This window comes from Alcanivorax sp. (assembly GCF_040118815.1).
Taxonomy (GTDB): Bacteria; Pseudomonadota; Gammaproteobacteria; order Pseudomonadales; family Alcanivoracaceae; genus Alcanivorax.
In genome coordinates, this window is record NZ_JBEDTC010000002.1 from 45988 (window position 1) to 67852 (window position 21865).

The following is a 21865-nucleotide window of genomic DNA, read 5'->3' on the forward strand; positions in this document are numbered from 1 at the left end:
TCTTGTTTCGTGGTGCCTGAATCGCGTAGCGAGACTTAGATACCCAAGTGATAGAGACGGTTGTTTTCGAAAGCGCGAACGTTCTCCGCACGGAAATGTTTGCAGTAATCGTCATCGGCAACCGGGGCGGCTTTTAGCATCTCGATCTGTATCGGCTTCATGGGGTAATCCTCCGCTGGATTCAGCGGATGGGGGCAGCTGTTCAAGATGACCAGCGTGTCCATTTCAAAACGCAGGGTGAGGCTGGCCCCGGGCTTGGCCGCTGAAAGATCAAATATCAGGTTGCCGTCATTGTCGGCGGCGACTTTAGAGAAAAGGTTGAGGTTGGCGGCCATGTCTCTTTCGGTAAGGCCGTATTTGGCGAGCTCAGTCAGGAAGCTGTGTTCACCACTGAGGGTCCAGTGATTATGATGATCCTGGTAAGAACGGGCCGCGTATTTTTGTTTGAGTGCTTTTTCACTAAGTGTGCCGCACACGGATTCATGCCACCCAAAATCGTCTTCTACTATGGAGGCGAACACGCGGCCCATGTCTGAGTACAGGCAGTTCCCTCGGGTTAGCTTGAAGGTGTGTTGACCTTTTAACGTGTCCGGTGCGTTGTAACGCTCGAGCAGGTCTTCCGGGTTAAACATGAGCAAGCCCAGATTGGCGCCGCCTTCCAGGTCGGTGAAGCGTAATTGCATGCCCCGGCGTACTCGCAGCGACCAGTGGGCGCTGCCGGGCAGGGTGGTTTGATAGAGGGGCTCGTGATGGAATGAATTTTTCATGCTGATCACCTTAGACACGGTCGATGGCGCGGCTGGTGCTATCCACGCTTGCATTGATGGAGGTGAGGGTGCCGGTCTGGCAGTCGCCAACTGGCAGGTCGTAGGTCACACGGGCGCCGTAGGCTCCGGGGGCTTGTGGGTCCAGGCGGGGTTTATCAAAAACCCACAGTCGGGTGCCCAGATAGAAGCCTTCGTTGATGTCATGGGTGATCATGAACACGGTGAGCTTTTGCTCTTTCCACAATGACAACACCAGCTTGTGCATATCGGAGCGGATGCCTGGATCCAACGCACCAAAGGGTTCATCCAGCAGCAAAATGCGAGGTTTTTTGATCAACGCTTGGGCAAGAGCCAGACGTTGCTGCATGCCACCGGATAGCTCATGGGGGTATTTGTCCGCTGCCTGATCCAGGCCTACGGATTCGAGCATCGCCAATGCTTCTTTACGAATCTTGCGGCGCTGTTTCCCGAAACTGATACCCAGCCAGCGGCTGCTTTGTAGCTCGCCCCCAAGCATGACATTTTCCAGCGCCGTCATATGGCTAAGGACAGAGTATTTCTGGAAGACCACGCCGCGGCTGTCATCCGGTTCGGCTGTGAGGGGTTGGCCATCCAGCAGTAGCTCACCGCGGGTAGACTCTTCCGTCCCTAGCAGCATTTTCAGGAAGGTGGTTTTGCCACAGCCGGAGGCGCCAACAATGGTGACAAACTCGCCTTCCTCAACGCTGGCGTTGAGTCTTTCCAGTACCACTTGCTCGCCGTACTCTTTCCACAGATTTTGCATCTCGATAATTGCCATCAGGATTCTCCTCCATGGAACCAGGGGTAGCGCCATTGCGTGTATCGGTTGAGGGTGAAATCAATGGCAAAGGCCAGCAGCGTAATCCACAGGACATAGGGAAGAATGACGTCCATGGCCAGATAACGGCGCACCAGGAATATCCGGTAGCCGAGCCCTTCGGTGGCCGCAATCGCTTCCGCCGCGATAAGGAAAAGCCAGGCGGGACCCAGCGAGAGTCGTACGACGCTAATTAGACGGGGCATTAACTGTGGCCACACCAGCCGGGTAATGATCTGCCAGGTGTTGGCGCCCAGGGTTTGCATCTTAATAATCTGTTCAGCGGGAATTTCCCGTGCTCGTTGCTGAAGATCCCGGATCATGAATGGAGTGATGCCGATAATGATCAGCATGACCTTGGCCAACTCACCCAGCCCGAAAACAATGAACAACACGGGAAGGATAGCCATCGGAGGAACAAGAGAAAGCCCTGTAACCAAGGGTGAGAACGTGGCACGAATCAACGGAATGGTGCCGTTGCCAATGCCTACCATAACGGCAACCAAGGCACTGATTCCCACACCTATTGCGAGCCGTTGAAGGCTGGCAAGGGTGTCGTTAAGCATCAGATACTCACCGGTGCGCTTACTGGGCTCAAACGCCATACGATCAATTGCCTGCACAAACGTATCCAGTGCTGGTAGCAGTTTATCGTTGGGGTTCTCAGCCAAGCGGGCATCGGAAGCCAGCATATAAATGATGATTAACAGCACAAAAGGCAGCATGCCTAATGCCCAGCTGACAGCTTTGGACGGTCGGCGGTTGATGAACTTCTTCATGGTTTTTCCTTGGTGCGAAGGCTATTAATTCGCTCGCGACAGAGGCTGGCACGTTGGGTGCCAGCGTGCCGTATCAGTGCGTTTTACAACTTTCCTTCAGCGGCCATGGCCATATAATCTGGAATGAAACGCAGTTTGATGTTGCCTTCGTTACCATAAACTCCAGACGGGGTTTCGATGCCAATGAAGCCAGCATCCGGTGCGCCTTCGCCCAGCAGCCCATACTGGAAAGAGAATTCCGCTACCTTCTTCATCGTGTCATTCACAGCAGAGCTGTTAACGAATTCCACAGCGTCTTTGGGTTGGTAGAACATATGCGTTGACGCGAGCTGGGCATTGAAGCCAGCGAGGTCTGTGCCAGAGGCTTCAGCCAGATATTCACGGGCCTGAATGCCGGTTTCGTCTTCGGCAGAGAGGTGATCCATGATTTCATACCAGGCGCCGGTTAATGCCTTACCGAAATTGGGGTTTGCCTCCAGGGTTTCGGTGTTGACGATCATCAAGTCGATGACCTCACCAGGGATCTGTGAAGAGTCAAAGATCTTGTGGCTATCCGGCATGGCACTGATTTCGCTAAGCAAAGGGTTCCAGGTGGCGACTGCGGTGACATCATCGGACGCGTAGGCCGATACCAGATCCGCGTCTGAAGTATTCACCACGGTCAGATCCTTTTCGCTCATGCCCACCGTTTCCAGTGCGCGGGCGAGCAAGTAATGAGAAACCGATAGCTCAACAAGGTTAACGTTTTGTCCTTTCAAGTCGGCCAGATTGTCTGAGCCTTTAAGAACAATGCCGTCATTGCCGTTGGAGAAATCACCAACGATCAAGGCGGTGGAATCGACCCCGCCTGCTGCCGGAATGGTCAGGGCGTCCATGTTGGTCATGGTGCAACCGTCGTACTGGCCGGCAGTGTACTGATTGATGGATTCCACATAGTCATTGATCTGGACCACATCAATGCTGATGTCATATTTGTTGGCCCATTTCTCGACGATGGCTTTTTGTTCGCCGTAATCCCATGGAATCCAGCCCACATAGATGGACCAGCAGATGCTGAACTCGTCTTTTTCCTGGGCAACAGCAGGAGAGAAAGCGGTGATAAGGGACAGTGCGGCAGCGGCCGCTATCTTGCGTACGGAACGGGTCATGTTAGACCTCCTTGGCTACGGGCGATGAGGAATCCAATGACAATGTCGCCATCGTGACCTCCCGGGCTTTTGTCCCGCCGTGTAACCCCCTACCGCTAGACGTTGTTCCGGGCCTATCGGCGCCAAGGAGGTCGATTGCTCTCGGACCAGACATCGGCTGCTGATGCGGCCGACCGGAACCCTAGCGATCTATTGGTGCAGATTGTGTTGAGTGTTTGATGGCAACCAAGCCATTCGATTCCTCTACCTATTGCAAAGCAAGGTGAGTGCCAAGGTGGGCCTTAGCTGAATAAAAAGGTGCTTGCCCGCGCGAGTCATGCGCTGGCGGAGAAAGAAGGGGGCTGGAAAGGGGTTGGTGCGTAGCAGGGAGGCGAACATGCCGGCGGGTGAGTTTGTGCCGGCATGGTGCGTGGTGCGCAGTGATGCGCAATTCTGGTGCGATGGCGAAGCGGATGATTACTCTTCGTGTTCCAGAAAGTCGACCAGCGCTTGCCAGCTGACCTGGTCCGCATGGGCACTGTAGGCCAGGGGCATGTCGAAGCGTTTGCCGGCGGCGTCGGAACGAGGGTTAGTAAAGCCGTGTTTCACGCCGGGGAAACTGAGTAACTGGAAATCGACGCCGGTGGCGGTCATTTCGCTGACGAATCCACTGACTTGTTCGGCGGGCACCATGGGGTCTGCCTGGCCGGTGGCGACCAGCACGCGGGCCTTGATCTCACCCGATTTGGCCGGGGTTTCCGTGCCCAGGCTACCGTGGAAGCTGGCCACGCCGGCGAGATCGGTACCGCGGCGAGCCTGTTCCAGTACCACTGCACCGCCAAAGCAGTAGCCAATGGCAAACAGTCGATCCGGTTCGACCTGCTGCTGTTTGAGCATCATGGTGCGGGCGGCCTGGAAACGGGCGTTCATGGTTTCCGGGTCTGCCAAGGCGGTTTCCATGAAGCTTTTTGCGTCTTTGGGGTGGGTGGCGACTTCGCCAGTGCCGTACATGTCCACGGCCAGCGCGGTGTAGCCCGCTTTAGCCAGCATGTGGGCGCGGTTACGTGCATAGTCGTTCAGGCCCCACCATTCGTGCACCACAATCACCCCGGCCCCCGGGTTTTTCTGGTCATCGTTGAGGTACATGATGCCTTTGCCCAGGCCGTCAGGCAGGGTGACTTCGGTTTCAATAATATCGGCGTGGCCGGCCTGGCCAGCGACAATCAGGGATACCAGCAGGAAAAACCGTTTCATAGACCTGTCCTTGGATGTGCCATTTGGCGGGTTATTTGTTCTGCCAGACCCAACGTAGCGGTTCGCCGAAGTCGTCATAAACCAGTTTGCGTTGCGGTCTGGCATTCAAGCGCTGGCGGCGCGGCTTGTGCTTTCGTGAATCAATAGTGGCCACCACCTGGCTCAGGTCAGTGCGTTGATCCTGACGTGGGCCATTGAACAGAACCGTTTGGTGGCCCTTGCCGGATACCGCATCGGCGCCACTCACCCCGTTTGGCACTTCACTAATGGACCCGCCTTCGGAGAGAAAGCGTTCCATGTCGCGTTCCAAGCGATGCCGTTGTTGTTCCTTACTGTTACGAACTTTCACGGGACTCATCGGGGCTGATGGGTTGATCAATCACAATAGCAGGCTCATATGAACGCTGCCACCACTGCAATTGTTAGTCTGTCTGACTTTGTGTGCCGGGCAGGGCCTGCTGGATTGCTGCTTCCAGCTTGCCGCCCAAAGGCTTTTCCGCCGAGGGGAAGTGGATAATATTGTCGCCGCTGGCGGGCACCAGGTACTTGTTGAAGTTCCAAGCGGGCTCGCCGGCCGCCTGGTTCAGCGCCTTGAACACCGGATTGGCGGCATCGCCCTTGACCGTGCTGGTGGCTGCCATGGGGAAGCTGACACCGTAATTCACATAGCAGACACTGGCGGTGTCTGCCTCGTCGTCCAGTTCCTGGCGGAAGTCGTCGGAGGGGAAGCCGATGATCACCAGGCCCTGTTCGCGGTAGGCTTGGTAGAGTGCTTCGAGACCCTTGAATTGCGGGGTGTAACCGCACTGGCTGGCGGTGTTGACCACCAGTGTCAGCTTTCCAGCAGTGAGGGCGCATAAATCCAGCTCGTGGCTGGTGTGCAGTTTGCGCACGGAGGCATCCAGAGCGGGGGCGCAGGCAGCGTCTGCGCTCGCCAGCGGGCTTAACAGTATGGCAAGGGTGGTCAGGGCATAGCGCAGAGTGCCGGGCATGTGGGGTGTCCTTTGTTTGCGTTAGCGGGGTCGGCCAGCGTCGACCTTGATAGTATCTTGCCAAGCGGGCGAAGAAAGCGCGAAAAGGCTTTCCTCGCCTAATTGTTGACTGCGTCAGGCATCCGGCGTCGAGCGTTCGGCAACATCCGCGGCACCCGCGATAAGCCAATTAAGCCGCCGAAAACGTGATGTCTCCCCTAATCCGCGAAGAACCTTATTTTTCTGCCAGTGCCGGTGCGTCAAAGGTTACCTTGCTCAGACCGTGGCGCATAAAGGTGCGAATGTTGGCGTGGTCGTTGCCGTCCGGGTTGCCCAGCACATGTTCGCGGTAAAAATGGCCGAAGCAGGCCAGGGTCTGTTTATCGGAAAGTTGTTGGTGTTTGGCGAAGGCAAAAATCTTGCACGAACCTTCATTGGTGCCGGCATCGTTACGCACACTGTCGTCGCCCTCACCATTGATAAAGGTGGTCGGGGTGTACTGGTAGTGTTCGGCAATAACGGTTTGTACCGCGTCGAAGGTAACGGTGTCCGGGGCGTTGTTGAGGGAATCCAGCAGGGTGTTTAGCGAGGGGCTCATGGGCAGTCCTGTGCGGTGTAAAACGCAGCAGGATAGCGCCAACCCTGCACAGAGTCACGGTTGGCGCGGGTCGATCCGGTTACTGGGCCGCGGAGTCTTTTGGCAGAACCATGCCAGTGCTTTGCAGCGGGCTACAGTTCTTGATGATGACTTTCCCTTCCAACATGTTGCCACGGGAATATTCCCGGAAAATGCACTCGTTGGTTTCCGGGTTGTAGTTTTCGATCCACAGGTTGTCGTCTTTCCAGGTGGCACTGATGTGATACTGCTCTTCGGGCACAGAGATATTCATGGTGCCGCCAAAGCGCTTCACGAAGACCTGCTGTAGCCAGAAGTAATAGGCGACAGTGGCAGTAAGCCAGATGATCACGGCGACAATCAGTGCGGGCTTCCATTTGCCCAGCCGTACGCCGAGGCCAAACAGGGTGCCGATGACCAGAGCAGCCACCAGGAACCAGTAGAGATAGGTAACCATGTTTGCATCCTTCTCGTTTGTGGTTTGTTGTAATGGCGCGCGGGAATTGCAGAACAATACAGCGATTCCTTAACGCGTAGCGTCTCTGGCATCATACCAGCCATCGCAGGGGTGGGTGTAAAACCATGCAACAGTGGTGGGTGTATATGGTGGAGTGTGCGGACCGGTCGCTGTATACCGGGATCAGCACCGAACCGGCGCGCCGGTTTCATGAACATAACACTAGCCCGAAAGGGGCGCGCTATACCCGGGCCCGTCGCCCGGTGCGCCCGGTGTTGCTGCTGCCGGGGGGCGACAGGGCCTCCGCCAGTCAGCTGGAAGCACGGATAAAACGGTTGAGCCGCCGCGACAAACAACGGTTGCTGACGGCCCTGCAAACGGAAAAACGGCAGCAGCCGCTGTCTGTCTGGATCGAGACGCTCAGTGAGCCGTGATGATTCTGACAACACAAACACCATCAAGGAGACCGAATCGATGACAAAGACACTGACCGCGCGGCCAATGGCGCGCATGGCTACTCTCTGGCGCAGCGCCATGCTGGTATTGCTGGCAGGCTGGTTGAGCGGCTGTGGCATCAACAATATTCCGACGTTCGACGAGCAGGTCAAAGCGGCCTGGTCCCAGGTGGAAAACCAGTACCAGCGCCGTGCCGACCTGATTCCCAACCTGGTTAACACGGTCAAAGGCTACGCCAGCCACGAGAAAGAAGTGCTGGTAGAGGTGACCCAGGCGCGGGCCAGGGTGGGCTCTATTCAGGTGGATGGCAACATGCTCAACAATCCGGAAAAACTGCAGCAGTTCGAGCAAGCCCAGCGTCAGCTTGGCTCTGCCCTGCAGCGGCTGATGGTGGTGGCGGAACGCTACCCGGACTTGAAAGCCAACCAGAACTTCCTGGCCCTGCAATCGCAGCTGGAAGGCACGGAGAACCGTATCAGTGTGGCGCGCCGGGATTACATCGCGGCGGTACAGCAATACAACACGGAAATTCGCACCTTCCCCGGTCGCCTGTGGCACAGCTTCCTGTACAGCGACATGGAGCAGCGTGACACCTATGAAGCCACCGCCGAAGACGCGGATCAGGCTCCTTCCGTGAACTTTAACTAGGGCGGGCTTTAATGCGCTATTTCGCACTGATTGTTCTGCTGCTCAGCACCTCGCTATGGGCCGCGCCGGAGTTCCCGGCGCTGTCCGGCCGGGTGGTCGATGAAGCGGGGTTGCTGACCCCCGCCCAGACCCAGAGCCTTACCCAGGCGCTGGCCACCGCAGAACAGAACACGTCCAATCAGCTGGTAGTGGTCACTGTGCCCGATTTACAGGGTTACGACATTGCCGATTATGGCTATCAACTGGGCCGTGAATGGGGCATTGGTAGCAAAGAAAACGACAACGGCGTGCTACTGATTGTGGCGCCTAATGACCGCAAAGTTCGCATTGAAGTGGGCTATGGCCTGGAAGGCGCCCTCACGGATGCGCTCTCCAGTGTGATCGTCCAGCAGGAAATTCTGCCGGCTTTCCGTCAAGGGCAGTTCTATGGCGGGATCCAGGCAGGCGTGACCAGCATTCAAGCGGCCATTAAGGGGGAGTACGAGGGTGAAAAGCAGCCACAGCAGAAGGTGTCCAGCGGCAAGGCGCTGCTGATTCTCTGCGTGATGATTGTGCTCACCTTCCTGCTCTCCTTTGGCGGCGGTAGCGGTGGCCGTGGCGGCCGTCGTGGGGGGCTGATGTTCCTGCCCATGGGAATGGGCGCCGGTGGCTTTGGCGGTGGCGGTTTTGGTGGCGGCGGCTTCGGCGGCGGCGGTGGTGGTTTTGGAGGCGGTGGCGCCTCGGGAGGTTGGTAATGTTGTTGGATAACACTGCACAGGATGCACTGGCCCGCGCCATCAGCGAACAGGAAGCCCGCACCGATGCGGAAATGGTGACCGTGCTGGCCAGGCAGGCCGACGATTACCGCTACGTGACGGTTATGTGGGCGGCGCTGTTATCGTTGCTGGTGCCGGCGGTACTGTTGTTCCTGCCCGTGTGGCTGACCCCGTTTGAAGCCTTGCTGCTTCAGTGGGGCGTGCTACTGGGGCTGACGTTGCTGTTCCGGTTCAAGCCGATCCAGTTGCGGCTGGTGCCCCGGCGCTTGCAGCAAGCTCGTGCCGCTGGTCTGGCGCGCCAGGCGTTTCTGCAACAGGGGCTGCACCGAACCAAGGGCGCCACCGGCGTACTGATCTTTGTCAGCGAAGCCGAGCACTACGTGGAAATTCTGGCCGACCAAGGGATCGCGCAGCATGTGCCGGACAGCGAATGGCAAAGCATGGTCGATGCCTTTATCGCCCACCTGAAACGGGGTGACGTGGCCAAGGGTTTCCAGGAATGCGTGGCCGCCTGCGGCGACAAACTGGCTGCCCATGTGCCTGCCACCGAGCAGAAAAACGAATTACCCAACCATCTGGTTATTCTCTGATTCCGGGTAATGTTCAAGAGGGGGCCGTTTGGCCCCTTTTTTATAGTGCTCTGCGGTTGTCACAGGCTTTCCATGAAACCACGGCAGGAGTGCCTCAAGAGGTACTCCTACAGCGGCGTTGTAGCCGGTGTTTGGGGGCAATCAGAAGGGGAGTCGTCGGTTAGAACGCAAAGCGCCATTGCGGCCTGTCGATTTTTCCGGTAACAAAGAACAGGCAACAACCGTTGGTAGTAACGTCAATAGCAACATTAATAACAACAAACACCCGGTTCAGGGTGTATGCCGCTGTAGTCTGTTAGATAACGGACGGGCGTTGGGGAGACAGCAATGAAACTGTTCCGTGAAAAAGCCGATAGCCGTCATCATGCTTTCCCCCCCGGTATTGATTACCGAGTCTCATGATATTGAGCGTTTGAAATCCATCGCCCGTAATACGGCTGTTTTCGATCTTGGTGTGAAGGAACTGCAATGGGACACGCACCTGCATGGTGAGCCGGGTTGCATGCGCCTGAAACTCAGCGGGGATTATTATTTCGTGATTCGCCCCTGAAATCAGGGCTGGATGCGAGAACGGAAGTAAAATGGAAGGCGGTGCCGTTTTACTGCGCGCTCGCGCAACAAAACGGCACCGTAGGGTGGGTTGGCAGGCTTACTAGTCGCGCAGTTCGCGGCGCAGAATCTTGCCTACGGTGGACTTGGGCAATTCCGCATGCACGGTCACGTGCTTGGGTACCTTGTAGCCGGTCAGTTCCTTGCGGCAGAAGGCGATAATATCTTCCACCGGAACGTCTTCTGACAAGGCCACATGGGCACATACGGCTTCGCCGGTTTTGTCGTCGGGTTTGCCCACCACGGCGGCTTCAATGACGTTCGGGTGGCCGCTCAGCACGTCTTCAATTTCATTGGGGTACACATTGAAGCCGGAGACAATAATCATGTCTTTCAGGCGATCGACGATCTTGATGTTGCCGTTTTCCTGTACCACGCCTACGTCACCGGTCCGGAAGAAACCCTCTTTCATGGCCTTGGCGGTTTCCTCCGGGCGATTCCAGTAGCCCTGCATCACCTGCGGGCCGCGGATCACCAGTTCACCGACTTCGCCAATGGCCATTTTGTTGCCGTCTTCGTCCCAGGCTTCCACTTCGGTTCCCCGCAAGGGGGCGCCTACCGTACCCAGCTCTTCGGCGCCGAATTGGTTGAGGGTGGCCACCGGTGAGGTCTCACTCAGCCCCCAGCCTTCAGTGACCGGGCAGCCAGTCACGGATTGCCACAGCTTGGCGGCGGAACGGGTTAGTGCGCTACCGCCGGAGAACGTGAGCTTGAGGCTGGAGAAGTCCAGGCTCTTGAAGTCCGGGTGGTGGCACAGGCCCACAAAGAGGGTGTTGATGCCCGCCAGGCCGGTGAACTTGAATGGCTGGATACTCTTTACGAAGCCATCCAGGTCCCGCGGGTTGGGGATCAGCACATTCATGGCGCCCAGGTTGAACAGGGCTAGCATGTTCACGGTAAACGCATAGATGTGATACAGCGGCAGCGGGCAGACAAAAATCTCCTGGCCGGCTTCGCAACGTTCGCCCAGGCGGTCTTCCATCTGCGCCTCATTGGCCAGGATGTTCGCGTGGGTGAGGCTGGCGCCCTTGGCTACACCGGTGGTACCGCCGGTGTACTGCAGCACGGCGATGTCTTCACGTTGCGCCTTGACCGGCTGCAGGTCGGGCAGGTCGGCGCCTTGTGCCATGGCGCTGACAAAATCGTGGTAGCCGTGTGAGGTTTCTTTGGGCGGGGCAATCAGGTCTGCCGGACCGGTTACCAGCACGTGCGCAATCTGGGTGTCTGCCTTGATGGATTCCAGCCGCTCCAGAGCGTCGGCAAACACCACTAGCGCCTTAGCGCCGGAATCACTGAATTGATGCTGCATTTCCCGCGGGGTGTACAGCGGGTTGGTGTTCACCACCACCAAGCCAGCGCGGAAAGCAGCGTAAGCGGCAATCGGGTACTGGTTCAGGTTGGGCAGTTGAATGGCAACGCGATCACCCTGTTGCAGCCCGCAGGCATGCTGGAACCACTTGGCCAGATGGCGGGACTTTTCTTCCAGGTCCGCAAAGGTCAGTGTTTGGCCCAGGCAGTGGTAGGCAGGCATGTCTGCATACCGCTGGCAGTTATGCTCGATAAACTCGGCGGTATTAATGAACTGCTCGTTCAGTGAAGGGGTGCTCATGGATTGCTTCTCCCGGTAGTGTTGTGCGCGCAAGGAATGCTGGCATTCATGCTTGATGATCATTGTTTTTGTGCGAAAAGGCTGAGCTAAGGTCGGTACGTTAATGTTGCCAAGGGGGCTGCGAGCCAAGCCATGGCAAAATTCTCGCATTGTCGGCCAATACCTTACAGGGGGGATTGGGGATCGCCATGGGGGTCCACGTCATTATGTTGTCTCTTCGCGTCGGGGGCGGCATCTAAAGCAGCCTAAGTGAGGCGTTGCCGACTAGGCGAACATCATCAAAGGGTGATACAAAAGGGCAACGATACGGTGATTCAGGCTGGTGCCTGACGCCGCGCAATCAAGCTAGTATCAACGGATAATTCAATAATGATCGCAGGGAGCGACTCATGGCTTTACTCAAAAATCTTCTCGTTCTGTCTTGCAGCGTGCTGCTGGTATCAACCGCCACCGCCGCAGACCTTAACGTCCACGGCGCCCTGAAAGGGGGTTGGACCGATCTGGATTACGACGACGGTGATTTTCCTGCCGGCACAGATGTCGACTCTACAGACCACACCTTCTCTATCCTCGCGGGGCTCACGTTCCCGGTAGCGCGTGATCGCATTCATTTGGGCGGTGAAATTGCCCATACCTATCTTGGGGAATACAACGTAGCGCTCGCCGGTTCAGAGACAGAGGTGATGCTCACCGGAAGCGAGGTGGTTTTTGCGGGCTTTTTCGACGTAGCGACCGGCACCCAGTTATTTGTGCGCGCCGGCGGTTGGGCCTGGGAGTCTGACGTTGATCACGGTGACGATGATTCCGGTTTTGATCCGGTCTGGGGCGTGGGCTTTACCTATGGGTTAGATAATCTGTCGTTCCGGGGTGAAGCCAATCGCTACGATGCGGAAGATGAAAAAGTGGATGCCTACACGGTCGGTTTGCAGTATCAGTTTATGTAGATGCAGCGCGGGTTTTATTGCCACAAACAAAAAGGGCCTGACGTTGCCGTCAGGCCCTTTTTGTTTGTCTGGTAGCAAGGGGCGGACTTGAACCGCCGACCCCAGCATTATGAGTGCTGTGCTCTAACCAGCTGAGCTACCTTGCCATTTGAGGTCGCGAATTTTCCGTGAGGCGGGGTCAGGTGTCAAGCACTGCCGGTGTGGCTGGGCAATGTTTGATCAGTTGTTGCTTGCGGGACGGGAAATCTGCCATAGTTGGCATGTAAATGAAAATCACTATCATTTGATGGCTGGCTTCGTTAGTCTTGCAGAGCAAGAATACTTGACCAAATTGCTCGGGATTACTACTCTCACTCTTTAAATACACGCAAGAAAGGTGTGGATATGCGTTTGACGACCAAAGGCCGCTATGCGGTAACCGCCATGCTGGATCTGGCGCTGCATGCAGCGACCGGGCCGGTGTCGCTGGCGGATATTTCCGAGCGTCAGGGCATTTCCATTTCTTACCTGGAACAGTTGTTCGCCAAGCTTCGCCGTAACGGGCTGGTGAGCAGCGTGCGTGGCCCCGGTGGCGGTTATCAGCTAAGCCGGGAGAGTGAGCAGATTGACGTGGCGGCGGTGATTGCGGCGGTGGACGAGTCGGTGGATGCCACCCGTTGTGGCGGCCATGGTGATTGCCAGGAAGGCGATACCTGCCTGACCCATCACCTGTGGTGCGATTTGTCCGACCAGATTCAGGATTTCCTCAGCGGCATTACGCTGGGTGAGCTGGTGGCCCGTCAAGAAGTGCGGCATGTGGCCCAGCGCCAGGACCGTCAGCAGCAACGTTTGCCCGTCAGCAGCCTTTGATTGTGTGCCGGCTCAGCCGGCCTCAGTAACCCGATACCAGCCATACGATACCCATCATGAGCAATGCCGTTTACTTGGACTATGCGGCGACCACTCCGGTAGACCCGGCGGTGGTGGACGTTATGGTCCGTCATCTTGGCCCTGAGGGCACTTTTGCCAACCCTGCGTCGCGTAGCCACCTGTACGGCTGGCTGGCGGAAGAGGCGGTGGAGTCCGCCCGTCGTCAGGTGGCCGATCTGTTGAATGCGGACCCCCGCGAAGTGGTGTGGACCAGCGGCGCCACCGAGGCCAATAACCTGGCCCTGAAAGGGGTGCTGGATGCCCGTGGCGGTGGCCATGTGATTACCAGTGCCACCGAGCACAAGGCGGTGCTGGATGCCTGTGGCTGGCTAGAAAGCCAAGGCCATGCGGTGACCTACCTGAAGCCTGAAGCAAACGGCCAGGTGAGCGTGGAGAGTGTGGCCGCCGCGCTGCGTGACGACACCGTGCTGGTGAGCGTAATGCATGCCAACAACGAAACCGGGGTGATCAACGACATTGCCGCCATCGGTGCCTTGTGCCGGGAGCGTGGCGTGCTGTTCCACACCGATGCGGCCCAGTCCGTGGGTAAGCTGCCTCTCGATGTGAAAGTGCTGCCGGTGGATCTGGTGTCAGTGTGTGCTCACAAGGTCTACGGGCCAAAGGGCATCGGGGCCTTGTATGTGCGCCGCTCGCCGAACGTGAAGGTGGCCGCGCAGATTCACGGTGGCGGCCATGAGCGTGGCATGCGCTCGGGCACCCTGGCCACGCACCAGATTGTGGGTATGGGCGAAGCCTTTTCGTTGGCCGGGTCATTGAAGGATGAGGAAGGGCCACGCATCGGCGCGTTGCGGGACCGACTGTGGCAGGGCATTGAGTCGCTGGGCGGCGTGAGTGTGAACGGCGGTGAGGCGCCGCGTCTGCCGGGTCACCTGAATGTGGCCTTTGAGGGCGTGGATGGCGAGATGCTGCTCACGGCCATGAATCAGGTGGCGGTCTCGTCAGGCTCGGCCTGTACGTCGGCGTCGCTGGAGCCTTCCTACGTGCTCAAGGCCATGGGGGTGACCGATGCTTTGGCCCATGGATCGATTCGTTTTTCGGTAGGGCGTTTTACCACGGCAGACGATATTGAACAGGCCATCGCGTCGGTGACCGATGCGGTATCGCGACTGCGCACCGTGCCTGCCTGACGCCAGGGGGAGGGACCGTCCAGGGAAGAATGTGACGGTTTCTGGCACTGTGTGATTGCCACTGCTTGAGTGCCTCCTGCTCAGTGGTGTTTCCGGGCCGCTCAGAGGCCCGTTTTCCGGTATGGCTTTTGCTTTGCTTTCAGTGAGGATTTACCGCACTGATCGCGAGGACGTGCCATGCACGGTGTCATCGTTTCCAATTTCAAAACTTACCTGGATGATTTTCTCGGTGCGGATGCCTGGGGCGATGTGATTGCCGGTGCCGGGCTCGACGGAAAAACCTACCTGCCGGTTGCCCTGTACCCGGATGCGGAAATGGAGGCGCTGCTGGAGGCGGCGGTAAACGCTACCGGCTTGCGGCGGGAGGACCTGCTTGCGGATTTTGGCGAGTGGGTGATTGGCCCGTTGGTGCGCATGTATCAGGCCATGATTCCGGCGCACTGGGATACCCAGGCGTTGTTACTGAATATGCAGACCATTCATGAGCGGGTGCTGAAACTCAAGGACCCGACCGCCGGTGCCCCGAATATTCAGGTGCGCCAGTGTGGTGAGGGTACGCTGGAAATTCACTACGCGTCCCACCGCAATATGGCGCCGATGATTTTGGGCGCGGTGAAAGGGCTGGCGGAGCATTTTCAGGAAACGGCGCAGTTGTTGGCGGCAGAAGAGGGTGGGCAGGATGGTGAATGTCGCTTTCTGTTTCAGGTGCAGTCGCAGTGTCTGGCAAGTCAGGACGTGGGCTAGGCTTTTGTAGGAGCGGTGGTTCCACCGCAATTCAGGGGGGGGCATGCACTCGCCAACGCCCTTGCGTGGTGGAACCACCACTCCTACAAAATCACACATCTCCCTCCTAGGAGCACCGCTCCTGCGGAGAGGGGCGGGGTTTAGGCAGCCAGTTGGGTGGCCTGATGTTTGATCTTGGCGACCATGGCGCGCAGGCCGTTGCCACGGGTGGGGCTGAGATGGCCGAGCAGGTCGATGCGGTCGAAGAAGGCATCCATGTCATAGTCTCGTGCGGCCTGGGGCGACTGCCGGTTCAAGGCAGATAGAACGATGGCCGCCAGCCCTTTGACGATCAGGGCATCGGAATCCACCGCCAGATAGAGGGTGTCGTTGTCGCTGTCGAAATCGGTTTCCAGCCACACCTGGCTCTGGCAGCCGCGCACAAAACGGTCTTCGGTCTTCAGCTCATCGGGCAGGCCTGGTAGTTGCTTACCCAGATCGATGATATAGCGATAACGCTCTTCCCAGTCATCCAGAAATTCCAGATCCTCGGCGATGTCCTCGGCGGTAATATCGCTGCCGAGCTTGATGCTGTGAATATCAAATGACACGTCGTTGAGCTCCGTTATTTCTGCCTGCAGGGTTGCCGGGTTTTGCGTGCTGCATGTTGCGTGAAGCGTGCAGCGTCTCTTATCAGAACATCCCCAGTTCAAGCTGGGCTTCGTCGCTGATCATTTCGCGGTCCCAAGGTGGGTCGAATACCAGGGCAACTTCCACCTTGTCTACGTTGGGCACTTTGCCCAAGCGGTCTTCCACGTCGCCGACCAGTACTGGGCCCATGCCGCAGGTGGGGGCGGTGAGCGTCATGCGTACCTGCACCACGTTTTGTCCGTCTCGCTGGATCACGTCGCAGCCGTACACCAACCCTAGCGCGATGATGCTCACCGGAATTTCCGGATCAAAAATAGTGTCTAAGACGGTATCCAAGTCTTCATCACGGACGCTGCCATCGCTGTTGGCCGGGGCGAAGTTCAGCTCCAGCGGCTCTTGGCCGATGGCATCGGCATCGGTGCCGTCGATACGCGCCATGTTGCCGTTGACGGTGACGGTGTAGGTGCCGCCGAGCGCCTGGCGCAGGTTAACGAAGCTGTTCTTGGGAATGGTGATGCGGGTGCCGTCCGGCACCTTGCGGGCCGGAACGTCGCGCTGAACCACTACCGTGCGTTGGTCTGCCATTGTTGTCCTGAGCTGGTGGTTAGACTTCGCCTACCGTAAAGCTTTCACCGCAGCCGCATTCGCCGGTGGCGTTGGGATTGCGGAACTTGAACAGGCTGTTGACGCCTTCGGTGACGTAGTCGATCACCAAGCCGTTGAGCATGGGCAGCCATTTTTCCGGTACGTAGAGGTTTACGCCGTCGATCTCGAACAGCTTGTCTCCATCCTTCGGTTCTTCCACGAAGTCCAGCGTGTACATGAAACCAGAGCAGCCGGATTCGTCCAGATCCAGACGAATGCCGCTGGCGCTGGCCCGCTGGATTTCACGCAGGGCCTGTTGATTGGCTGCTTCGGTCAGGTTAAGGGCGACCTGGCCGGGTTGGAATGTCTGAACGGTCATGTGATACCTACCTTGCATGAAACGCCAGACGCTGAACGCCCGACGCTTGACGCGAAAAAACCGGATCAGGTGTGCCTGGTGTCACAGGAAGGTTTTGACCTTCTCCAGACCTTCGAACAGGCGATCCACCTCTTCCAGCGTATTATAAATCGAGAATGAGGCCCTGACAGTACCCGGAATGCCCAAGCTATCCATCAGCGGCATGGTGCAGTGATGGCCGGTGCGCACGGCGATGCCCTGTTTATCCAGCAACATACCCACATCGGCCGGGTGGCCGCCGTCCAGTAGAAAGGACAGCACACTCACTTTACTGGTGGCGGTACCGATGATTTTCAAGCCGTCGCAGGCCTGGGCGCGCTCGGTGGCGCGGGCTAGCAGGGCGTTTTCGTGGGCCGCAAAGGCTGGCCGGTCCTGCTGGTTCAGCCATTCAATGGCGGCGGCCAGGCCGATGACGCCGGCAATGTTGGGCGTGCCGGCTTCGAATTTGTAAGGCAGCTGGTTCCAGGTGCTCTTTTCAAAGCTCACCGTTTCGATCATTTCGCCGCCGGTCTGGTAGGGCGGCATGGCTTCCAGCAGTTCACGACGCCCATAGAGCACGCCGATGCCGGTGGGGCCGAACAGCTTGTGGCCGGAAAACGCGTAGAAGTCCACGTTCAGGGCCTGCACGTCCACCGGGAAGTGGCCCACGGCCTGGGCGCCGTCGATTAGCGTAATGGCGCCGGCGGCTTTCGCCTGGGCGACCATGTCTTTCACCGGGTTCAGCGTGCCTAGCGCATTGCTGGCATGGCCAATGGCGAAGATTTTGGTGCGCTCACTGAGCAATTGCGCAAACGCATCCAAGTCCAGACTGCAGTCTTCGCGCAGCGGGATAACCTTTAGCGTGGCGCCGGTAGCGGCACATGCCTGCTGCCAGGGCACGATGTTGGCGTGGTGTTCGCTGGTGCCGATCAGCACTTCGTCGCCGGGCTGTAGGCGATCGCGGCCAATGCACTGGGCCACCATGTTGATGGATTCGGTGGTGCCCTTGGTCCACAAAATTTCTTCGCGGCTGGCGTTAAGGAAGGCCGCCACGGTTTCGCGGGCGCCTTCAAATTGGCCGGTGGCTTCGTCGCTCAGGTAATGAGCGCCGCGGTGCACGTTTGAATTCACCGTGCGGTAGTAGTTATCCAGCGCTGCCAGCACCGCCACCGGTTTTTGGGTGGTGGCGCCGTTATCCAGGTACACCAGCGGTTTGCCGTTGACCTGTTGATCCAGAATCGGAAATTGTGCGCGCAGGGCCTGAATATCCATCACGCGGCGGACTCTCCCGCTGGCGTGGTGTGACCCAGCTCGGCTTCCAGCCAGGGCGTGGCCCACTGCGCCACTTTTTCGTGGGGCAGGGTCATCAGCAGCTCGTTCACAAAGCCCAAGCTCAGCATGCGCTTGGCTTCGGCCGCCGGAATGCCGCGCGATTGCAGGTAGAATTGCTGCATGGCATCAAGCTGGCCGACGGTGGTGCCGTGGGCACACTTTACGTCGTCGTTGTAGATTTCCAGCTCAGGCTTGGTGTTGATTTCAGCGCCGGGGTTGAGCAGCAGGTTCTTGTTGGACAGCTCGGCATTGGTGCCGCTGGCACCGGGATGAATGTGGATACGGCCATTGAATACCGCCTTGCCACTTTCGCCGGCCAAGCCTTTGAAGTTCTGGTCCGATTCACAATTGGGCACCGAGTGCTCTACGCACAGCTGATTGTCCACGTGGGTCTTGTGGCGCACCACGAAGATGCCTTTCATGTTCAGTTCGGCACCACTTTTGCTGACCAGGGCACGTACGTCGTTGCGGCGCAGGCGGTTGCCGGTCATCAGCTGGTAGCTGTCGACCTTGCTGACGCCTTGCTGGTCGATGACCAGGGTGCCGATATGCAAGCTGTTGGCTTGCTCGCCCTGCAGCCGGTAGTGGGTCAGCTGGGCGTTGTCGGCGGTAATCAGCGCGGTGACCGCGTTGGTCAGTGCTTGGCCTTCGGCGTGGTAATGCTCAATTACGGCGGCTTCGGCACCCTGATTCAATACCACTACCAAGCGCGGGTTGCAGTGCGCTGGGGTATCGCTGGCAGACTGGATCTGCACGTGGATGGGCTGCTCAATGCGGGTGTTGGCGGCCACGGTGAGTACCACCGGCTGGCTGGCAACGGCGCTGTTGTAGAAGGCAAACGGGGTCTGCAGGCCGTTGATGGCGGGGGCCTCGTGGGACAAGCTCACGCCATCGGGCAGATTATGGCTGACCAACTGGCCGTTGTTGATGGTTACCACGTAGTCAGACAGCGCCGGCAGCGGTTGACTGATCTGGCCGTCGGCGATGGCATTAAGGTGGCCGTCGGCCAGCGCCTGCAGCGAGGTGTATTTCCACTGCTCGGTCTTGCGCTCCGGAAAGTTCGCAGCTTCCAGCGCGGCCAAGGCATCGCCTTTGCTGCCGCTGTTGTTTGCGTTGGTCAGCGCCTGGCTTTTCAGTTCCTGCGCCAGGGCAGAAGCGGAGAGACTCATGCGGACTCCTCTTCTCCGGTCAACCAGCCGTAACCTTTCTCTTCCAGCTCGTGGGCCAGTTCCTTACCGCCGGATTTGATGATCTGGCCGTTGGACAGAACGTGCACGAAGTCCGGCACGATGTAGTCCAGCAGGCGCTGGTAGTGGGTCACCAGCACAATGCCGCGCTCCGGGCTGCGCAGGGAATTGACGCCCTTGGCCACGGTCTGCAGGGCGTCGATGTCGAGGCCGGAGTCGGTTTCGTCGAGCATTGCCAGCTTCGGTTCCATCAGTAGCATCTGCATGATTTCGTTGCGCTTTTTCTCGCCGCCGGAGAAGCCTTCATTGACGCCGCGCTTGAGGAAGCTGGCATCCAGGTTGACCTGTTTGCAAGCGGCGCGGGCCTGGCGGAGCAAGGTGACTGAGTCCCACTCTTCCTTGCCCTGGGCGCCGCGCACAGATTCCAGTGCGGCTTTGAGAAATTCCATGTTGGAGACGCCGGGGATTTCCACCGGGTACTGGAATGCGAGAAACAGGCCAGCCTGGGCGCGCTCTTCCGGTTCCAAGTCAGCCAGGCTCTTGCCTTCAAAGAGGGCTTCGCCGCCGGTGATTGCGTAATTGTCACGACCCGCCAGCACGTTGGCCAGGGTGGATTTGCCGGAGCCATTGGGGCCCATGATGGCGTGTACCTCGCCCGGGTTAACGGTCAGGTTCAGGCCTTTGAGAATCGGCTTGTCCGCCACGGTGGCGTGAAGATCACGAATTTCCAGCATATGTCGATGCGCCTTTCGGTTGGGCCGGGAATCCAGCCCGAGTTAATTCAGGGTGTTGTTCGGTGGAGCGGGGGCTTAGCCCACCGCCCCTTCCAGGCTGACTTCCAGCAACTTGCCCGCTTCCACAGCAAATTCCATGGGCAGTTCCTTGAACACCTCTTTACAGAAGCCGTTCACAATCATGGAGACGGCCTTTTCCGGGTCGATGCCGCGCTGACGGCAGAGGAACATCTGATCGTCGCTCACCTTGGAGGTGGTGGCCTCGTGCTCAATAGTGGCGGACGGGTTCTTCGACTCGATATACGGGAAGGTGTGTGCGCCGCAGGTATCGCCCAGCAGCAGGGAGTCGCACTGGGTGAAGTTGCGGGCGTTTTCTGCCCGTGGGCTGATCCGCACCAGGCCGCGGTAGGTGTTGCTGCTGCGCCCGGCGGAAATGCCCTTGGAAATAATGGTGCTCTTGGTGTTCTTGCCCAGGTGGATCATCTTGGTGCCGGTGTCCGCCTGCTGCATGTGGCGGGTCAGCGCCACGGAGTAGAACTCGCCAATGCTGTTGTCGCCGCGCAGGATCACTGACGGGTACTTCCAGGTGATGGCCGAGCCGGTCTCTACCTGGGTCCAACTGATCTTGCTGTTGTCGTGGGCCACGCCGCGCTTGGTCACGAAGTTGTAGATGCCGCCTTTGCCGTTTTCGTCGCCGGGGTACCAGTTCTGTACGGTGGAGTACTTGATCTCGGCGCCGGGCATGGCCACCAGCTCAACCACCGCCGCGTGCAGCTGGTTTTCGTCACGCTGGGGGGCGGTGCAGCCTTCCAGGTAGCTCACGTAACTGCCTTCATCGGCGATGATCAGGGTGCGCTCAAACTGGCCGGTGTTGGCTTCGTTGATGCGGAAGTAGGTAGACAACTCCATGGGGCAGCGTACGCCTTTGGGGATGTACACAAAGGAGCCATCAGAAAACACGGCGCTGTTCAGGGCGGCGTAGAAGTTATCGCCCTTGGGGACCACGGAGCCCATGTATTTCTTGATCAGTTCCGGGTGGTTCTGGATCGCCTCAGAGATAGAGCAGAAGATTACCCCCGCTTCCCACAGCTTCTCCTTGAAGGTGGTAAACACGGAGGTGGAGTCAAACACCACATCCACGGCCACCCCTGCGAGCATTTCCTGTTCGTGCAGGGGGATGCCCAGTTTTTCATAGGTGGCGAGCAGCTCCGGGTCTACCTCGTCCAGGCTTTTCGGGGCATCGTCCAGGCTCTTGGGCTTGGAATAGAAGGACACCTCGTTGACGTCGATGGGCGCGTGATGCAGGTGGGCCCAGTCCGGAGGGGTCATCTCTAGCCACTTGTGATAGCTGTCCAGGCGCCACTCCAGCATCCATTCCGGTTCGCCTTTTTTGGCAGACAGAAAACGGATGACATCCTCGCTCAGCCCGGGGGGCAGGGTCTCGGCGTCCACCGTGGTGGTGAAACCGGCCTCGTAATTGGAGCGAATCAGTTTGTCCAGTTCGGCTTGGCTCATAGATCAGGGCCTGCGGTTCAGGTGGTGTTAGAAATACCAGAGTAATTTAGTCGGGTATTATACGCCATTACAGGGCGCTGTCGAATAGGGGGCGAGGAAGAAAATGGGCGCCCCCGGTAACAGCAGGACATGGGCGCTTCCGACGGGGCGGCAACGGTATCATAATTCGCCCCGCTTGCGTATAATCCGCCGGTTCCAAGGGGTGGTGAAACTGGCAGCTTTGACTGGCCAGCGATCACCCCTGTCATTGCCCCGGACAGCCCT

At 58.2% G+C, this 21865-nt stretch carries 26 protein-coding genes, 1 tRNA gene and 1 riboswitch; of the genes, 9 read left to right on the forward strand and 18 right to left on the reverse strand.

The features are described from left to right. Positions 1 to 35 precede the first annotated feature (35 nt). From ABNH18_RS02925 to ABNH18_RS02965, 9 genes are all read right to left on the reverse strand, one after another. Positions 36 to 767: an urea amidolyase associated protein UAAP1 gene (locus tag ABNH18_RS02925; RefSeq protein ID WP_349381391.1), complete on the reverse strand. Its 732-nt coding sequence runs from the start codon at positions 765 to 767 to the stop codon at positions 36 to 38. A gap of 10 nt (positions 768 to 777) precedes the next feature. Continuing rightward, complete coding sequence (locus ABNH18_RS02930) at positions 778 to 1566, reverse strand: ABC transporter ATP-binding protein (RefSeq protein WP_349381392.1); 789 nt, start codon at positions 1564 to 1566, stop codon at positions 778 to 780. Further along, positions 1566 to 2384, reverse strand: coding sequence for an ABC transporter permease (locus tag ABNH18_RS02935; protein WP_349381393.1), 819 nt, complete (start codon positions 2382 to 2384; stop codon positions 1566 to 1568). The genes ABNH18_RS02930 and ABNH18_RS02935 overlap by 1 nt, the downstream gene beginning before the upstream one ends. 83 nt (positions 2385 to 2467) lie before the next feature. Further along, positions 2468 to 3532, reverse strand: a complete 1065-nt coding sequence (locus ABNH18_RS02940) for a putative urea ABC transporter substrate-binding protein (protein ID WP_349381394.1) — start codon at positions 3530 to 3532, stop codon at positions 2468 to 2470. A gap of 56 nt (positions 3533 to 3588) precedes the next feature. Continuing rightward, a riboswitch (guanidine-I (ykkC/yxkD leader) is annotated at positions 3589 to 3728 on the reverse strand. Between the two features lie 260 nt (positions 3729 to 3988). After that, the gene (locus tag ABNH18_RS02945; RefSeq protein WP_349381395.1) at positions 3989 to 4765 is read right to left on the reverse strand and encodes a dienelactone hydrolase family protein; all 777 of its coding nucleotides are present in this window, start codon (positions 4763 to 4765) and stop codon (positions 3989 to 3991) included. Between the two features lie 31 nt (positions 4766 to 4796). Next, entirely contained in the window at positions 4797 to 5114 is a 318-nt protein-coding gene (locus ABNH18_RS02950; protein WP_349381396.1) for a hypothetical protein, read from the reverse strand. Between the two features lie 73 nt (positions 5115 to 5187). After that, a complete protein-coding gene (locus ABNH18_RS02955; RefSeq protein WP_349381397.1) occupies positions 5188 to 5757 on the reverse strand; it encodes a glutathione peroxidase in 570 nt (189 codons plus the stop codon). Between the two features lie 214 nt (positions 5758 to 5971). After that, positions 5972 to 6334: a HopJ type III effector protein gene (locus ABNH18_RS02960; protein WP_349381398.1), complete on the reverse strand. Its 363-nt coding sequence runs from the start codon at positions 6332 to 6334 to the stop codon at positions 5972 to 5974. A gap of 79 nt (positions 6335 to 6413) precedes the next feature. Further along, positions 6414 to 6809 carry a hypothetical protein gene (locus ABNH18_RS02965; RefSeq protein WP_349381399.1) on the reverse strand — a complete coding sequence of 132 codons (396 nt, stop codon included), beginning with the start codon at positions 6807 to 6809 and terminating at the stop codon, positions 6414 to 6416. Positions 6810 to 6934: 125 nt separating this feature from the next. Between ABNH18_RS02965 and ABNH18_RS02970 the strand changes: the two genes are divergently transcribed. From ABNH18_RS02970 to ABNH18_RS02990, 5 genes are all read left to right on the forward strand, one after another. Beyond that, positions 6935 to 7243: a GIY-YIG nuclease family protein gene (locus ABNH18_RS02970; protein ID WP_349381400.1), complete on the forward strand. Its 309-nt coding sequence runs from the start codon at positions 6935 to 6937 to the stop codon at positions 7241 to 7243. A 40-nt stretch (positions 7244 to 7283) separates the two neighbouring features. Next, positions 7284 to 7913 carry a LemA family protein gene (locus ABNH18_RS02975; RefSeq protein ID WP_349381401.1) on the forward strand — a complete coding sequence of 210 codons (630 nt, stop codon included), beginning with the start codon at positions 7284 to 7286 and terminating at the stop codon, positions 7911 to 7913. Between the two features lie 11 nt (positions 7914 to 7924). Beyond that, positions 7925 to 8647, forward strand: a complete 723-nt coding sequence (locus ABNH18_RS02980; RefSeq protein ID WP_349381402.1) for a TPM domain-containing protein — start codon at positions 7925 to 7927, stop codon at positions 8645 to 8647. Beyond that, the gene (locus ABNH18_RS02985; protein WP_349381403.1) at positions 8647 to 9258 is read left to right on the forward strand and encodes a TPM domain-containing protein; all 612 of its coding nucleotides are present in this window, start codon (positions 8647 to 8649) and stop codon (positions 9256 to 9258) included. The genes ABNH18_RS02980 and ABNH18_RS02985 overlap by 1 nt, the downstream gene beginning before the upstream one ends. Before the next feature lie 340 nt (positions 9259 to 9598). Then, entirely contained in the window at positions 9599 to 9808 is a 210-nt protein-coding gene (locus ABNH18_RS02990; RefSeq protein ID WP_349381404.1) for a hypothetical protein, read from the forward strand. A gap of 102 nt (positions 9809 to 9910) precedes the next feature. Here ABNH18_RS02990 and ABNH18_RS02995 read toward each other — a convergent pair whose 3' ends face one another. Continuing rightward, a complete protein-coding gene (locus tag ABNH18_RS02995) occupies positions 9911 to 11476 on the reverse strand; it encodes an AMP-binding protein (RefSeq protein ID WP_349381405.1) in 1566 nt (521 codons plus the stop codon). Positions 11477 to 11865: 389 nt separating this feature from the next. On the opposite strand from ABNH18_RS02995, the gene ABNH18_RS03000 reads away from it, so the two are divergent. Next, on the forward strand, positions 11866 to 12420 hold the full coding sequence (locus ABNH18_RS03000; protein ID WP_349381406.1) for a hypothetical protein: 555 nt from the start codon (positions 11866 to 11868) through the stop codon (positions 12418 to 12420). Positions 12421 to 12489: 69 nt separating this feature from the next. Here ABNH18_RS03000 and ABNH18_RS03005 read toward each other — a convergent pair. Next, a tRNA-Met gene (locus ABNH18_RS03005) sits at positions 12490 to 12566 on the reverse strand. Positions 12567 to 12804: 238 nt separating this feature from the next. On the opposite strand from ABNH18_RS03005, the gene iscR reads away from it, so the two are divergent. The 3 genes from iscR to ABNH18_RS03020 all read left to right on the forward strand — a co-directional run bounded on the left by iscR (position 12805) and on the right by ABNH18_RS03020 (position 15221). Beyond that, entirely contained in the window at positions 12805 to 13269 is a 465-nt protein-coding gene (iscR, locus tag ABNH18_RS03010) for a Fe-S cluster assembly transcriptional regulator IscR (protein ID WP_039926280.1), read from the forward strand. A 56-nt stretch (positions 13270 to 13325) separates the two neighbouring features. Next, a complete protein-coding gene (locus tag ABNH18_RS03015) occupies positions 13326 to 14477 on the forward strand; it encodes an IscS subfamily cysteine desulfurase (protein WP_349381407.1) in 1152 nt (383 codons plus the stop codon). Between the two features lie 177 nt (positions 14478 to 14654). Next, positions 14655 to 15221: a heme NO-binding domain-containing protein gene (locus tag ABNH18_RS03020; RefSeq protein ID WP_349381408.1), complete on the forward strand. Its 567-nt coding sequence runs from the start codon at positions 14655 to 14657 to the stop codon at positions 15219 to 15221. A 140-nt stretch (positions 15222 to 15361) separates the two neighbouring features. Here the strand turns inward: ABNH18_RS03020 and ABNH18_RS03025 are convergent, their stop codons facing one another. The 7 genes from ABNH18_RS03025 to sufB all read right to left on the reverse strand — a co-directional run bounded on the left by ABNH18_RS03025 (position 15362) and on the right by sufB (position 21601). Continuing rightward, positions 15362 to 15811: a SufE family protein gene (locus ABNH18_RS03025; protein WP_349381409.1), complete on the reverse strand. Its 450-nt coding sequence runs from the start codon at positions 15809 to 15811 to the stop codon at positions 15362 to 15364. 82 nt (positions 15812 to 15893) lie between these two features. Continuing rightward, entirely contained in the window at positions 15894 to 16436 is a 543-nt protein-coding gene (sufT, locus tag ABNH18_RS03030; RefSeq protein ID WP_349381410.1) for a putative Fe-S cluster assembly protein SufT, read from the reverse strand. Between the two features lie 19 nt (positions 16437 to 16455). Next, on the reverse strand, positions 16456 to 16815 hold the full coding sequence (locus ABNH18_RS03035) for a HesB/IscA family protein (protein ID WP_349381411.1): 360 nt from the start codon (positions 16813 to 16815) through the stop codon (positions 16456 to 16458). An 81-nt stretch (positions 16816 to 16896) separates the two neighbouring features. After that, positions 16897 to 18105, reverse strand: a complete 1209-nt coding sequence (locus tag ABNH18_RS03040) for an aminotransferase class V-fold PLP-dependent enzyme (protein WP_349381458.1) — start codon at positions 18103 to 18105, stop codon at positions 16897 to 16899. After that, positions 18105 to 19334 (reverse strand): Fe-S cluster assembly protein SufD, encoded by a 1230-nt coding sequence (sufD, locus tag ABNH18_RS03045; RefSeq protein ID WP_349381412.1) that lies wholly within the window; start codon positions 19332 to 19334, stop codon positions 18105 to 18107. Before sufD ends, ABNH18_RS03040 begins: the two co-directional genes overlap by 1 nt. Continuing rightward, positions 19331 to 20086, reverse strand: a complete 756-nt coding sequence (gene sufC, locus ABNH18_RS03050; RefSeq protein ID WP_349381413.1) for a Fe-S cluster assembly ATPase SufC — start codon at positions 20084 to 20086, stop codon at positions 19331 to 19333. The genes sufD and sufC overlap by 4 nt, the downstream gene beginning before the upstream one ends. 75 nt (positions 20087 to 20161) lie before the next feature. After that, positions 20162 to 21601, reverse strand: coding sequence for a Fe-S cluster assembly protein SufB (gene sufB, locus ABNH18_RS03055; protein WP_349381414.1), 1440 nt, complete (start codon positions 21599 to 21601; stop codon positions 20162 to 20164). Positions 21602 to 21865: the final 264 nt, after the last annotated feature.

Excerpts from the sequence above, each read along its gene's own strand:
- ABNH18_RS02925 (WP_349381391.1), bottom strand. The coding sequence starts at position 767 with ATGAAAAATTCATTCCATCACGAGCCCCTCTATCAAACCACCCTGCCC.
- ABNH18_RS02930 (WP_349381392.1), bottom strand. The coding sequence starts at position 1,566 with ATGGCAATTATCGAGATGCAAAATCTGTGGAAAGAGTACGGCGAGCAA.
- ABNH18_RS02935 (WP_349381393.1), bottom strand. The coding sequence starts at position 2,384 with ATGAAGAAGTTCATCAACCGCCGACCGTCCAAAGCTGTCAGCTGGGCA.
- ABNH18_RS02940 (WP_349381394.1), bottom strand. The coding sequence starts at position 3,532 with ATGACCCGTTCCGTACGCAAGATAGCGGCCGCTGCCGCACTGTCCCTT.
- ABNH18_RS02945 (WP_349381395.1), bottom strand. The coding sequence starts at position 4,765 with ATGAAACGGTTTTTCCTGCTGGTATCCCTGATTGTCGCTGGCCAGGCC.
- ABNH18_RS02955 (WP_349381397.1), bottom strand. The coding sequence starts at position 5,757 with ATGCCCGGCACTCTGCGCTATGCCCTGACCACCCTTGCCATACTGTTA.
- ABNH18_RS02960 (WP_349381398.1), bottom strand. The coding sequence starts at position 6,334 with ATGAGCCCCTCGCTAAACACCCTGCTGGATTCCCTCAACAACGCCCCG.
- ABNH18_RS02965 (WP_349381399.1), bottom strand. The coding sequence starts at position 6,809 with ATGGTTACCTATCTCTACTGGTTCCTGGTGGCTGCTCTGGTCATCGGC.
- ABNH18_RS02970 (WP_349381400.1), top strand. The coding sequence starts at position 6,935 with ATGCAACAGTGGTGGGTGTATATGGTGGAGTGTGCGGACCGGTCGCTG.
- ABNH18_RS02975 (WP_349381401.1), top strand. The coding sequence starts at position 7,284 with ATGACAAAGACACTGACCGCGCGGCCAATGGCGCGCATGGCTACTCTC.
- ABNH18_RS02980 (WP_349381402.1), top strand. The coding sequence starts at position 7,925 with ATGCGCTATTTCGCACTGATTGTTCTGCTGCTCAGCACCTCGCTATGG.
- ABNH18_RS02985 (WP_349381403.1), top strand. The coding sequence starts at position 8,647 with ATGTTGTTGGATAACACTGCACAGGATGCACTGGCCCGCGCCATCAGC.
- ABNH18_RS02995 (WP_349381405.1), bottom strand. The coding sequence starts at position 11,476 with ATGAGCACCCCTTCACTGAACGAGCAGTTCATTAATACCGCCGAGTTT.
- ABNH18_RS03000 (WP_349381406.1), top strand. The coding sequence starts at position 11,866 with ATGGCTTTACTCAAAAATCTTCTCGTTCTGTCTTGCAGCGTGCTGCTG.
- iscR (WP_039926280.1), top strand. The coding sequence starts at position 12,805 with ATGCGTTTGACGACCAAAGGCCGCTATGCGGTAACCGCCATGCTGGAT.
- ABNH18_RS03015 (WP_349381407.1), top strand. The coding sequence starts at position 13,326 with ATGAGCAATGCCGTTTACTTGGACTATGCGGCGACCACTCCGGTAGAC.
- ABNH18_RS03020 (WP_349381408.1), top strand. The coding sequence starts at position 14,655 with ATGCACGGTGTCATCGTTTCCAATTTCAAAACTTACCTGGATGATTTT.
- sufT (WP_349381410.1), bottom strand. The coding sequence starts at position 16,436 with ATGGCAGACCAACGCACGGTAGTGGTTCAGCGCGACGTTCCGGCCCGC.
- ABNH18_RS03035 (WP_349381411.1), bottom strand. The coding sequence starts at position 16,815 with ATGACCGTTCAGACATTCCAACCCGGCCAGGTCGCCCTTAACCTGACC.
- ABNH18_RS03040 (WP_349381458.1), bottom strand. The coding sequence starts at position 18,105 with ATGGATATTCAGGCCCTGCGCGCACAATTTCCGATTCTGGATCAACAG.
- sufD (WP_349381412.1), bottom strand. The coding sequence starts at position 19,334 with ATGAGTCTCTCCGCTTCTGCCCTGGCGCAGGAACTGAAAAGCCAGGCG.
- sufC (WP_349381413.1), bottom strand. The coding sequence starts at position 20,086 with ATGCTGGAAATTCGTGATCTTCACGCCACCGTGGCGGACAAGCCGATT.
- sufB (WP_349381414.1), bottom strand. The coding sequence starts at position 21,601 with ATGAGCCAAGCCGAACTGGACAAACTGATTCGCTCCAATTACGAGGCC.